The 13,085-nt window shown below is 45.0% G+C and carries 11 protein-coding genes; 1 reads left to right on the top strand and 10 read right to left on the bottom strand.

All coding sequences use genetic code 11. The features are described from left to right. From AC0YN7_RS11700 to AC0YN7_RS11665, 8 genes are all read right to left on the bottom strand, one after another. On the bottom strand, nt 1-684 hold the full coding sequence (locus AC0YN7_RS11700) for a response regulator transcription factor (protein ID WP_475810176.1): 684 nt from the start codon (nt 682-684) through the stop codon (nt 1-3). Between the two features lie 245 nt (nt 685-929). Further along, entirely contained in the window at nt 930-2,279 is a 1,350-nt protein-coding gene (locus tag AC0YN7_RS11695) for a sodium-dependent transporter (protein WP_475810175.1), read from the bottom strand. Between the two features lie 407 nt (nt 2,280-2,686). Then, nucleotides 2,687-2,953 (bottom strand): hypothetical protein, encoded by a 267-nt coding sequence (locus AC0YN7_RS11690; protein ID WP_475810174.1) that lies wholly within the window; start codon nt 2,951-2,953, stop codon nt 2,687-2,689. A gap of 36 nt (nt 2,954-2,989) precedes the next feature. Continuing rightward, the gene (locus AC0YN7_RS11685; protein ID WP_475810173.1) at nt 2,990-5,998 is read right to left on the bottom strand and encodes a glycosyl hydrolase family 95 catalytic domain-containing protein; all 3,009 of its coding nucleotides are present in this window, start codon (nt 5,996-5,998) and stop codon (nt 2,990-2,992) included. Nucleotides 5,999-6,144: 146 nt separating this feature from the next. After that, entirely contained in the window at nt 6,145-6,336 is a 192-nt protein-coding gene (locus AC0YN7_RS11680; protein ID WP_475810172.1) for a hypothetical protein, read from the bottom strand. After that, entirely contained in the window at nt 6,333-6,674 is a 342-nt protein-coding gene (locus AC0YN7_RS11675; RefSeq protein ID WP_475810171.1) for a hypothetical protein, read from the bottom strand. The genes AC0YN7_RS11680 and AC0YN7_RS11675 overlap by 4 nt, the downstream gene beginning before the upstream one ends. Nucleotides 6,675-7,155: 481 nt before the next feature. Further along, complete coding sequence (locus AC0YN7_RS11670; RefSeq protein ID WP_475810170.1) at nt 7,156-7,314, bottom strand: hypothetical protein; 159 nt, start codon at nt 7,312-7,314, stop codon at nt 7,156-7,158. Further along, nucleotides 7,314-8,231, bottom strand: coding sequence for a helix-turn-helix domain-containing protein (locus AC0YN7_RS11665; RefSeq protein ID WP_475810169.1), 918 nt, complete (start codon nt 8,229-8,231; stop codon nt 7,314-7,316). Before AC0YN7_RS11665 ends, AC0YN7_RS11670 begins: the two co-directional genes overlap by 1 nt. 249 nt (nt 8,232-8,480) lie before the next feature. Between AC0YN7_RS11665 and AC0YN7_RS11660 the strand changes: the two genes are divergently transcribed. After that, a complete protein-coding gene (locus AC0YN7_RS11660; protein ID WP_475810168.1) occupies nt 8,481-9,398 on the top strand; it encodes a phytanoyl-CoA dioxygenase family protein in 918 nt (305 codons plus the stop codon). Between the two features lie 115 nt (nt 9,399-9,513). Here the strand turns inward: AC0YN7_RS11660 and AC0YN7_RS11655 are convergent, their stop codons facing one another. Beyond that, nucleotides 9,514-11,268 carry a beta-galactosidase gene (locus AC0YN7_RS11655; protein WP_475810167.1) on the bottom strand — a complete coding sequence of 585 codons (1,755 nt, stop codon included), beginning with the start codon at nt 11,266-11,268 and terminating at the stop codon, nt 9,514-9,516. Between the two features lie 62 nt (nt 11,269-11,330). Further along, entirely contained in the window at nt 11,331-12,791 is a 1,461-nt protein-coding gene (locus tag AC0YN7_RS11650) for an arylsulfatase (RefSeq protein WP_475810166.1), read from the bottom strand. Between the last annotated feature and the right edge of the window lie 294 nt (nt 12,792-13,085).

Raw genomic sequence — 13,085 nt, 5'->3', positions numbered from 1 at the left:
CTAATCACCAACCTTATAGCCTAAGCCGCGTACTGTTTTAATAATCGTTGGATTCTGCGGATTATCCTCCAGCTTTTCCCGCAGCCTTTTGATGTAAACCGTTAATGTATTATCATTTACAAAATCACCTGCAACATCCCAAATCCGCTCAAGCAGCTGATTTCTGGAGAGAACCTGTCCAATATGGTTAGCGAAAATAAGCAATAGGCGATACTCTAACGCAGTTACTGGAACTTCCTCATTATGTTTGTAAACCTTGCCTTCAAGCGTATTAATCCGGACATTTTCCAGTTCAATTATTGCTTTTGTCTGGGTCTGCTTCTGGTATCTGCGCAGCACCGATTTGATCCGTGAGAGAAGCTCGCGAATGCGAAAAGGCTTCGTAATATAATCATCTGCGCCCATATCTAGACCCATTACAACATTAACCTCATCATCAATCGCCGTTAAGAAAATGACGGGGATATCGCTGCGTTCCTTCACTATTTTGCATAATTCATAACCACTGCCATCCGGCAGCGATAAATCAAACATACATAAGGTGAACTGATCGAGCTCCTCTGCCAGCACTTTTTTTGCGGAAGCCGCATCATAACAAAGTACGGTAGTAAATTGATCCTGCTGTAAGGAATATTCAAGTCCGGATGCGATCGTTTTATCGTCTTCCACAAGCAATATTTTCATATGATAATCATCCTACCTTTATTTTGCTTCGAGAAATTGTATGAAGACATTTATTGTATCATATCTGATACCCTGCCCTCATTACCTCATTATCCGAATTTCTAATAAGTAAAACAACTAAGGCCATCTAGAAAAGGGCTACCACATCAGATCTAAACGTTTGATGCGCATATAACAAAAACCCCTTTAGATGTGATTATCCAAAGGGGTTAAGTCGTGCTTTCTGTTTCTCTCCTATTAAACACTTAAAACTTATCAAGTATGCCTGTACTATCAAGAAATACGATGATGATTGCTATAGGAATAACGAACCTCATTATAAAAAACCATATATGAAAAGCAGAAGCCCCTAGACGAGAATGCCGTAAAAGTTCCTCTCGCAACGTGCTTTTCTTAATCTTAAGTGGTACGAAAATAGAAATTAAAAATACACCAAGCGGCATTAATATATTACTCACTAAATAATCGGCTGAATCAAATATACTCTTCGAGAAGATTAAAATATCAGCAAAAACACTATACGATAATGCAGAGGGAATGCCTACTACGAAAATTAAAGCACCAATAATAAATGCATATTTCGATCGCTTCTCCTCTTTTCCTTTCACTATAGATGCTACTATAATTTCTAACATAGAAAAGGCCGAAGTTAATGTGGCAAATAAAAATAAGGCTAGAAAACCTAATAAGAAAACTTCTCCAAAAACAATTTGATCAAACACAGCAGGCAATACAACAAACAGCAAGCCAGGTCCTTCTGATGGTTCTAAACCCAGCGAAAATACAGCCGGAAAGATTGCCAATCCTGCTAATAAAGCAATCAATACATTCATTGTAACGATTGAAATAGCCGGTTGAATTAAGCTTTCCTTTTTTGAAAGATAGGAACTATAAGTAACCATTACTGATACTCCGACACTTAAGGAGAAAAAAGCTTGACCCATCGCAAACAGAATACTTTGAGATGTGATTTTCGAGAAATCAGGTGCCAGGAAAAATTTCACGCCTTCCATAGCGTTATCCAGTGTAAGTGAGCGAATGATAAGAACAATAAATAATAAAAATAAAGCGGGCATCAATATTTTACTTACTTTTTCAATACCATTTTGAACCCCTTTTGCTACAACGAAGACTGTAATAGCCAAAAAGACAAATTGAGCTGCAATAACCAAGGTAGGATTTCCAATTGTTAGGTTAAAGACGGATCTATAATCTGCTCCCTCGCTAATTATTCCGCCAAACAAGCCTTTTGCAAAATAGATTACAATCCAACCACCAATGACACTATAAAAAGACAATAAAAGAAAACTGGTAAATACCCCTAGCTTTCCGATCCAATGCCAATTACTATTAGGAGCTAAACTCCGATATGCACTAATTGCTTCCTTTTGCGTGCTTCTACCGATAACAAACTCTGCTAACAACAATGGAAAACCCATAAACAAAACAAATAAAATAAATAGAAGAAAGAAAGCTCCTCCCCCACTTATACCTGTAACATAAGGAAGCTTCCATATGGCGCCTACTCCTATAGCCGATCCTGCTGCAGATAAAATAAAACCAATCCTCGATGACCATTGCTCTGTTGTTTGCAAGCTAATCCATCCAATCTTTATTATCTATAAAACAAAGTAAAAAATAAAAAAAGCAACATCACTATCTTTAACGATAGGGACGTGGCTTTTCACGAGGTAACACCCTAATTAGAAACTTACTTGTTTCCACTTGTTAGTATAACGGTTTAATCCGTATTTATACTACTTTCTCTAAGAGGCAGTGTAAAAAAAGCTCAAGTACTTTTCGTTGCTTATTCGATATTTATAATAATAAACGGAATTATAGTATGGTAACACCTAAAGGTCAACCGTTTATTCATATTTAGTTGAAAAACGGCTTTGCGGATCGCGGCTGGTGCGCGATAAGAGTACAGCGCCCACGCAAAAAAAAGTGATGGCTTGGGATTAGATCCCCAACCATCACTTCTTACATCTATTAATTTTTCTTATTGATTGCCGGATTGATCATGAGGTACTGTGACGGTAACAGTTTCAACCGTTTTGTTCCCCGCTTTATCGGTAGCTGTATACGTGATGGTATAGATGCGTGATTTTTCAGCCCGCAAACGGAATGAAGTGGCGGCTGTACCGAAATCGGCCTCAATGTCGCCGTTATCGCTATCCGATTGATTACTCGTGATAGACGTTAACACCACAGATTCAACGTCAGATATAGTATCACTCGAATTCAATAGGACATTGATCGTCACCATCTTATGATTCGGCGGCCAAATTGACGTCTTATCTAACTAGACAGAAAGCGCTGGAGCTGTCTTGTCAACTTTAAATTCACGGTTTAACTTGCGCAAAATGTATGTCTCTCCGGCGACGGTATTGAAGGTAACAGTAGCTTCACTCTCCCAGTTAGGGGCGGTTCCAGTGGTGGCTTCAATCTTACGGCCGGATGAGTCAAAGACATCGGTGCCCACAGCCCAAGGAGAGGCAACGGTCAGAGGTTTTCCCGCCTCACTCTTGATGGTCACGCTTTGCACCTCGTTTGACGCTCCGTCGTAAGCAGCGGACACAACGAAGGCTCCCGGCGCACGCAGTCTGGCAAAAGTAGCGTTCTTTCCGCTCACCCAGTTCGGGAACACCTTCATAACACCCTGGTCACTCATGAGCAGCATACTGTTGATCGCCTCGGTCGCGCCGATCTTCTCCACGCCGTGCACACCATCGCTGATGCGCAGATTGGGCTGAATCTGGGCTCTGATCGTGTTGGCCATATTTTCCAAGACATCAACAGCGGGGTATCTGGAGCGAACCGCGTCGTTGAAGATTCTCGGGAAATTGTTGATCTGTCTCCACGCGCTGGTGCCGAACACGTCGATTGTGTTTCTGGCGATCTGCAGCGCGCTGTCCGGGGAGTAGTAACCCAACTGACCGCCGGGAACAACGATGTCGAGCGGAATGATGTTTCCGTCGCCCGGGACAGGATTGGCCAGATCTACCCACTGCCCATTCTTCCACTCCTTTTCCGCGAGGGCATAGACCTGCTTGTTTCTCCATACACTGGTCGGCTGCGGAGCGAGGTGATCTAAAATATCCTGCCAGTGCGCCCTCAGATTCGCGTCTCTGTCCAGCGTGACGCTAGCGGCAATCAACTCAGACAAGACATTCTTGAGCGCCGCAAGTTCCACCGCGGGGTTTATGGCCCATGAGCCCTCGTTGTAACCTGCGTACAATATATACGTGTCGCCGGTCTTGTCGAGCCATGCGTCATAGAAGTTCACAACTTTCTTAAGATAGTCATAGACGTAGGTTTCCAGATACGTTTCGTCCTGTGTATAGTGATAATATTGAGTCAGAGGATAGCTGCTGTAAGCAGCGTTGAGCGCCTCGGAGAGATAATTATCGTCCGTGACGGTGCCCCACGGTCCAATACCCACCGGATACAAAACCGCGTCAGCGATTCCATTTTGCAGATCCGGACGGCTATTGACGTAGCTTGCGTTGATACGTCTGAGCTGATTCGGGTCCGCAGCACGTCGCATACCCTCGGGCACGAAGCTCAAGAGCGCCTCTCCGGCCGGCAGCGACAGGTCGGAGCGGTTGCTGGAGTTGGCTCCGTAAAACGTTGCGATAAAGTTGTAGTTGAGATGGTAATCGGACGACCAACTAGAGTTGTCCGTCGTGTGCCATACCCCATAAAGTCCAGGGGCAACTTTTCCGGATTTGGCGGTGCTGCCAAGGAGATACTGCGCCCCGTAGTAGTATTTCTGTACGTCGGCGTAATCCGGAATATTGATGTATGAGGCAGACCAGAAGTTTTTCCACCAGCTTTGATGATCGGCCCGCAGGGACTCCACGTCCTGAGCGCCGTTGATCGACGACAGCAGAGCGCTCGCCTCGAAGACCGGATCGGTCGTGAGCATTTGGTTCTTTGCGTCGTAGTTCTTTCCGCCGCCACCGGTCGCTGTGACGATCTGCACCGTCTGACCGGCATCCAGCGTAAACGCCGTCGTGCCCGTGCCTTTCAAGCTGTTGACAGAGACCGTGCTTTCGGCGCCCAGCACCTTGGTTGCGAGAGCCGCCTTCGATGTCCATGAGTTCGGGTTGAGCGGCGCGTTGTTGAACGTCGCCCTTGTGACTACCGCGTTTCTGTCAACTTTCTCGGCAGTGGCCGGGAAGTTTCGGTTGTCCGCCTTGCCCCAGGTGTTCACTTCCAGATCCACCGGCTCGGTCCCCAGAGACGTGAGTTCTGTAACCAACAGGTTTTTCGAGGAGGATAGCCATGTTTTCATCGACAGCATTACGCCATTGATACTCATCTTGGTCTGGATCTGCGAGTTCAAGATATCCTGCTTCTCATACGTCGGAGTCGGGTTCTCTAGAACGGGTGCTGTTTGCTGCGGACGCTCATAGAGTTCAAACTGTCCGATTCTGGCGCGTGGATTGGGGTCGGTATTGCTCTGCTGCAGCGGATTGGTTATGTACAGTCGGAAATGCGCGGAGGTGACCGGTGCGCTCAGGTTCTCGTCGTACACATCCTTTGTGTTGTTACCAACCACAGACACGTCCGTCCACACAGCGCCCGGGCCGCCCGTTTCACTGACTTGCAGGCGGAACGCGCTCGTGTTGTTCATGCTGACGCCGCTGCGTTCCGCGCCGTCATTCCTGACTACCCAGCGCTGCACAGTGATCGGTGCGACAAACTCGAGCTCCAGCCATTGGGTCATGCCGACCGCCGTCACCCAGCCGTAGCCGCTGGAGGACGACTGCATGTTGCCGTTGACTGTGTTGACCGGATAGAAGGCGTCATGCTGACTGCTTGCGGTGACAGCTTTATAAGTCGGGGCTAAATTCGGATTGTTCTCATCCTGAATGGTTTTCTGCTGGATCGTTATACCGCCGATGGGCAGAGGTTTGGTCAGATTGTCGCCGCTGTTATGCTCGCCTAGCAGATTTCCCGCTGATACGAAGTCCGATTTTGAGATGAGGAACGTCTTTTGCTCTTTCGCCCCTGCCGATGTTATGCCCACATCGCCGTTACCAAGCAGCGCCGTGTTGGGCATTTGGTCGGAATAGGCTCCGCTGTAACTGTCGCCGTTCCATTCTCCGTAGACCTTGCCTACGATCTCACTGATGTTTCCCCAGTCATCTATACCCACTGTTTCTGCGAATTGCGTTTCTGGGACGACATCACCTGTTTTGGCCGCGTCGATGTCGTCAGCCGCCAGCGTGGATCGCAAATTCCAAACCGTCGTACTTAAACAAAGACTAAGGATCAGCGATTTCTGTTTACTTAACAGTTTCATAGTATATCCTCCTCTTGATCGGGTTTGTCTTGCGATTCTTGTAGCTAAAGAAGGTGAATCTCTGCTCCAACTGCTACACTGTAACCGCTCTAAACCACTTGCCCTTCACCATCCGTGCCAATACCACCCTTGTGAGCCTGTATCTCCTATAACAACTCTGCTTCACGCTGCATCCATTGAATATCAACATTGAGATGATCCGGTTCCGAAACCGAATTAAATGCGCCCCATGTGTGCTCATCATACAAGTGGATTTGATTCCAAGCTTCCTGTTTCGTTTCGGTAAAAGATTGATCCTCTACTCGTTGAAAGGCAGACAGCAGCGCAACCGCTTTCATGCTTTGCTTGGTTCTGCGAGATCAACTGGATCATTCACCTTTAATATAAAAACTAACGCGTTGTTACCGAGGCTTTCATTCATTCCTGCTTCTTCTACCGGATACACTTTCACGTACTCATCATCCATAAGAGAATTCATTGTTTTGAAATTAGGCAAACGTCTTGGATCAAAATACCTGACGAATTCGAAATTTTCCTCATCCGTATTTCTTATAAACAATATCGAATGTATATTCATATCGGAATAAGCCATCGATTGCAACATTTGTTCAATTTCCGCTCTCAGCTTTAAATCATCACCTTGCGTGGTTCCTTTATACCTTTTGATTTTCTCCAAGACAGATTCGCTTTGATGGTTTCAAAAAACAATGAGAATACGTTTGAGCGTATTTGCTGTAATTGATGATTATAAGCATCCTGGATATTACGTAAATCTGTGCGAGCGCTCTCATACTCCCGCTCTTGGATAAATTGATCTACACGGATAATGTTCAGTTGACCACCTAACAAAATAATGATCGTTTGAATGAAGATAATGGCAATAAAAACCTTTGCAAACAATGAAGAGTGATTCTTATTTATGAAATTTTTTAAGAGTTCATATCTCCTTGGTGAATAATCGTACATCAACATCGTCCCTAGATGAATGCCGTCAATTTACCAGTTAATACTAACGCTGTCAACTAAAAAATTGAGCGTTTATTCCTATTATTAAATGACTATTTCAACTAACCTTAACATAATTTTTGAATATCCTGCGCCACTTTAATAAAAGTCTTCAGAAAAATCCATGTTATTTGCTAAAACTCGATTTAAATTTAGGAGATCATATTCGCACATTTTTCAACATTGGACAACATGCTGTTTAAGCAATTAATAATTAGTGTAGAATTGTCCGAATACCCTTTTGCTGTTTTATCGACTATAACCTTCGAATAAACCTCATTAGCCGTATAGCCTAGTAAAGTCATCTTCATTACTTCTCCTCTTCTTGCGGCACGATGCGAGGTCTAGTATTTAAATAATCGGTCGTTAATGTATTGCAAAATTGCGTTAAGCTCGATCCCGTATTTTTCTTGAACATCTTACCAAACGTATGCACGTCCGAATAGCCAACGTTCCTTGCAATTTCGCTTACAGAAAGATCGGTTTGAATGGCAAGCTCTTTAGCCTTCTGGATACGTACCCAAGTTAAGAACTGCATAGGTGTCATACCGAATTTTTTTTTGAAAATCATAATAATATGGTTACGGCTAAGCCCAGTCGCACTCTCAAGATCACTATGCCTGACTTCTTCATGATGATGATTAAGCAAATAGTTTTTTAGTAAAACGAGCTTAGCGTGATTAGATGCGCCGTCAGCATTTTCCTCTTCTCGGCCTTTGACTAGGCTTGCTTCAGAAAGCACTTCCATTAATAATCCCTGACATCTCATCTGTCGATTAAGACCAGGCTGGCTGTATTGCCCAATAATCTCGGCGAGTTTGCGTTCGACGGGGTGACCCGAGAAATTGCCTAACAAGTGCCGATCCTGAAACAGCTCTTCGAATGGGAGGGAGGTTTGTCCGAAGTGGAACACGATGGACAGACAAACATAAGGATGATTTTCAACTGTACGAATGGAATGTAGTTCACCGGGGCGATGAAATAACAGATCTCCTTTTATGGTCATGTAACTATTCCCCGCTACAGGATATTCCGCCATTCCATTAATCACATATTGCAAGGCATACTGCTTTAACGTTCTATTCTCAATCATCCAGCCTTCAGGGGCATGGAAAGTATGCGCAAGCGTGATATAGGGGGGGCAATAATAATCATTCATCCAAACTAACGTATCCGAAGGATTCATATCAACTAAATTTATGTTCGAATTATCGTTTGTGTTCTTCAAGGATTTCCCTGCTTTCACTTATTGTAAACAAACATCAATGCAATGTCTGCGTGATTTTGGCAACCGATTCGTTCTTTTCGTCTAAATACTTTCCGCTAGAAAGAATCTATTATGAAAAAAGAAGTACACAAGCGTAAACGGCTGTCGCCGTCCTTGCGGCAAAAGCTCGTTTCGCGGTGAATTATAAGACTTATAAGTGTGAAACTTATAAGTCTTATAATTTCACTAAATACGATAAAGGGAGTGCATATGATGTCACAAGCCAACTATAACATACTGGTAGCCGATGCGAACGCCCAATTGGAAATCACAGAAGAACAAGCGCATTTTTTTCACGAAAACGGATTTCTCGTCATTAGAAACCTTCTTAAGAACAAGGAATTGCAAATCCTACAGAACGAGATGCAAACTTTACTTGATCATGGGCAGAATGGGGTAGACGGTGACGATGACTACCTATATGGTAAAGGGACGAAAACCGGCGGACAAGTACTCAAGCGCATCGAATACGTTGTCGATAAAAGTGTTCCCGCCAGAGCTCTGCTAGCCCATCCATTTGTCTTGAATTCCGTTGAGAAGCTTCAAGGTAATAATTTCATCCCCACCTGGGACTCGATGGTGCTCAAAATGCCTAATGAAGGGATAATTGTTCCATGGCATCGAGACGCTCAGCGTCCCGAAGGCTGCAAAGATGATCGCCCTATATTCAATGTCGACTTCTACCTAGATTCTGCCGATATTAAAACCTGCTTATGGGTCATTCCCGGCAGCAATCGCTGGACCATTGATACCTCGAATGAACGTTGCAATCAGCCAGGCTTCGAGACGTCCGATGCTATTCCGGTACCATTGGAAGCAGGAGACGCCATTTTCCATGATATTACGGTTGTTCACGGATCACCAAGTGGTGATGGAAATGCGCTTCGTAGAACGATATATTATGAATTCCGCCCTGGAGAAATTGAGTTAGAGTTCGGACCACATAATCGGGAATATCTAGCTCTTAAGCAACAAGTTCTGCTAGAATGTATCGAGATTCGGAAAGCGGCCGACTATACCGGGGACGAGAAGCCATACGAATATAAACCATCGGGCGAGTTTGCGATTGCAAGTATTAATAAACCATCCACCTTTCGTTATCCACATGGAGATTATTTGATCGTTTAATATTGTAAAGAGGAATAAAATCGATTCCGAAATTCAGGTGAAATTAAAGGGGCTGTCCCAAAAGGTCAAAAACCTTGAGGTACAGCCCCTTCTATCTTCTTACAGCTCTATGTCATTAACCTAAATCTGCCCGATCTGTCAGTGTAATAACGGGAGCTTCCGTACCATGAAGCTCAAATACGACCAGCTCGTTCTCACCTTCACGAAGCAGAGGCGCAGGAATATACAACGTATGTGTCGGACCTACCTCCCAGTATCGTCCAAGGTTAAAGCCGTTTAGGAACACGCTTCCCTTGACCCATCCGTCCAATCGTACGAAGGTATCAGCTTTTTCTTCGACCATGAAAGTACCCCGATGGAAAGTAGGCTGATTCGGTTCAACTTGCTGACCCTCTTCCGCTGTCTTGAATGAAAGAGCATCAAGTGAATCCAGTGGAAGCGGATAAATTGTCCAGTCGTACAAAAATTGATTGTCTAATCGTACGCCCTCCGTGATGCCCTTACGGTCGCGCATAAGTGGACCGTAATTAACGCGTCCCATATTCTCTACTAAGATGTCGAGACGAACACCTTCTGACGGAATCTCAAGCGGAAGGGCAATCGGATTCCAACGCTCTACCGTACCTACATAAACGCCATCTGCAAACACTAGCGCCCGATCACGCACATCCTGAAGCGTCAGCTTCTGCCCTCTTCTTGGTCCGGTAATCCGCGTGGAATATACGATGAAACCATATTCCTGTCCGATCTTCTCCATTGGGTCCGGACAAGTTCTTTGAACCTGCGTCGATAATTTCTTTAATTGATCGAATAAGCCGGCTGTCTCATTAAGCCGAACCTCTCCATAAGCGCGTTTCTTAATCGGCGCAGGCAACTTCAGCTCAGGCAGCTCCACAAAACGCTCCAATACTTCCCGAACGGCATAGAATTTTTCAGTTGGATCGCCAGACTCACTTAAGAGGGTGTCATAGTCATAGCTATTTACGGTAGGCTCATATTTCTGAATATGATTAGCTCCGTTATAAAATCCGAAATTCGTACCGCCATGGAACATGTAGAAGTTTACGGAGGCACCTTGCTTCAGCATATCCTCCAGCACCGCAGCTACATCCGCAGCTGGACGGGATTGATGCTCCTCCATCCAATGGTCAAACCAACCATTCCAGAACTCCATACACATAAGCGGACCTTCAGGCTGATATTCCCGCAGCTTTTTGAAAGCATATTCAGCACCCGAACCGAAGTTAACGGTTTCAAACACGCCATCGACCATACCGCCCTGCAGCATGTGATCCTCTGGTCCGTCCGAGGTAAATAAGAACACATCCATACCACGCTCGATCATCGCATCTCGAATATATCCTAAGTATTTTTTGTCGTTCCCGTAGCTGCCATATTCATTTTCGATCTGCATCGCAATAATCGGCCCGCCATTTGTGCATAGCAATGGCTTCAAACGCGGCAGTAGCTCGTCAAAATAAGCATCAACCTTATCCAGATAGCTCTGATCAAAGCAACGAAGCCTCATATTGTCATCCGCAAGCAGCCAAGCCGGAAGGCCGCCAAACTCCCATTCCGCACAAATATATGGACTTGGTCTGACGATTACATGAAGTCCTAGCTCGCCTGCAAGACGTACAAACGCCTCGATATCAGCCAATCCGTCGAACACAAATTGACCTTCCTTCGGCTCATGTATGTTCCATGCTACATACGTTTCAACGGTGTTGAACCCGCAAGCCTTCAGCTTAAGAAGCCTGTCCTCCCAATACTCGGGCACGACGCGGAAATAATGGATCGCACCTGACAATACCAGCATCGGTTTTCCTTCGAAAACAAATTGATTTCCTTCTATTCCAAACGTAGTCACACGGCTCATCCCTTCATAGTTAACATATTATCAAGCTTATAGGTTTGATTATGACTTCATATTTATCTGATATGCTGTAAGCATGACCGCGGTGTGCGACCTACGATAAGCTCGCCTTCACTCACATAACCTTCTTCGCTATTTTCCAGCTCACTGATTAATCGATCTCTCCACATTTGGATGCGATGGGAATAGTCCACATTAGTGATTTGATTAACCAGCTCATGAGGATCCTTGGCCAAATCAAAATACTGCTCTTCGCCTGTCTGCGAATACCAAATATACTTTTCTTGTCCATCCGTCACGTAATGATGCGACATCCTTCCATACGCATGCTCGCCATGTATGTGGCTGCGCCAAGCAGGCTGTTCGCCTCTGCACAATGGAATCAAGCTCGTACCATCCACCGTAGCTGGTATATCGACTCCCGCTGCATGCAGCAAAGTAGGCATAATATCACGCAGCTCAGTCACATGCGAAACTTCTAGTCCATGCTTAGTACCGAGTTGCCCTCCGGGATCCGAGACAATAAACGGTACTTTAGCGCTTCCCTCATAAGGAAGCGCTTTCCTGAACAAATGATGATCACCAAGCAGCTCGCCGTGATCAGATGTAAATACAATCACCGTGTTATACAGTTCACCGTATTCCTCAAGCGATTGCATGAAACGCCCGATCTGATCATCTAGATGTGTGATCAACGCATAATAAGCCGCTCTTGCACGCTTCAACCGTTGAGCAGGCACCTTGCCTGATTGGGTGATGGGATTCAAGCCCTCCCTATTCACATCTTCTTGCTCGGCCCATTCCCCAACTACGGGATCAGGGAAAACAAGATCCTTATACATATCAAAATAAACTTGCGGCGGATCGAAAGGAGGATGCGGTCTTACGAACGACATCCAGAGAAAAAACGGTTTCAGTGGATCTCTGCGGCGCAAGAAATCAATGGATTGTGTGACGACCCAATTGGTCGGATGTAAAGCTTCTGGCAAATGCCATGGCCTAGCTACAGTCGATGCGTTGCAATCTAGGCCAAGATCTGTTAAATCAAGTGCAGCGCCGGCCCGTTCCCGAAGCCAAGGCAAATAGTCGTCACAGTGATCGAATGATTCGGATACGTTCGTACTTTTTTTCATACGATTGTGATGCAAATAGCCATCATGGAGCACTACATTGTGAAAGCCCATCAAATTTCGTGTTGGCGCCACATGCATTTTACCGATACACTGGGTGTGATATCCAGCATTAGCCAATTCGCCCGGAAGTGTATGCTCGTAGTTCCAGGTTACCTTCTCTTCATATCCAACCCTTCCATGTGAACGCTGGCTCATTCCTGTAAAAATAGCAGCGCGAGCAGGCAAGCATGAAGGAGTAGAGGAATATGCATTTTGAAAAAGAACACCTCTCCGTGCCAATTGATCAATATTCGGCGTCTCTACAGCATGGTGACCGAGTATGCTAAGACAATCGCCTCGCATCTGATCGACCGTTATAAATAATATACTAGGACGATTACTCACAACTACACCTCCTCGAATGACTAGCTTCCGTAAGAAATGAACAGGTTTGTCCTCTAATCCAGCAAATTATCCCTTTAGTCCACCCATATTAAGACCAGCAGCAATCTTTTTCTGCAGTACAGCTTACAGCAGCATGAACAAAGGGACAATTTTAAAAGTTACCGGGAAGAACAAAGCAGCCATGTAAAGTTTTCCAATCGACTTGAATGCCCTATAATTATAGCGTGAAATTACGTAAGCCGCCATAAAGAAAACTGTCAAACATAGGACAATTGCCAATATCGTAACGAATAC

The sequence above is a fragment of the Paenibacillus sp. J31R122 genome (genome assembly GCF_056269185.1).
This window is presented reverse-complemented; position numbering and strand designations above follow the sequence as displayed.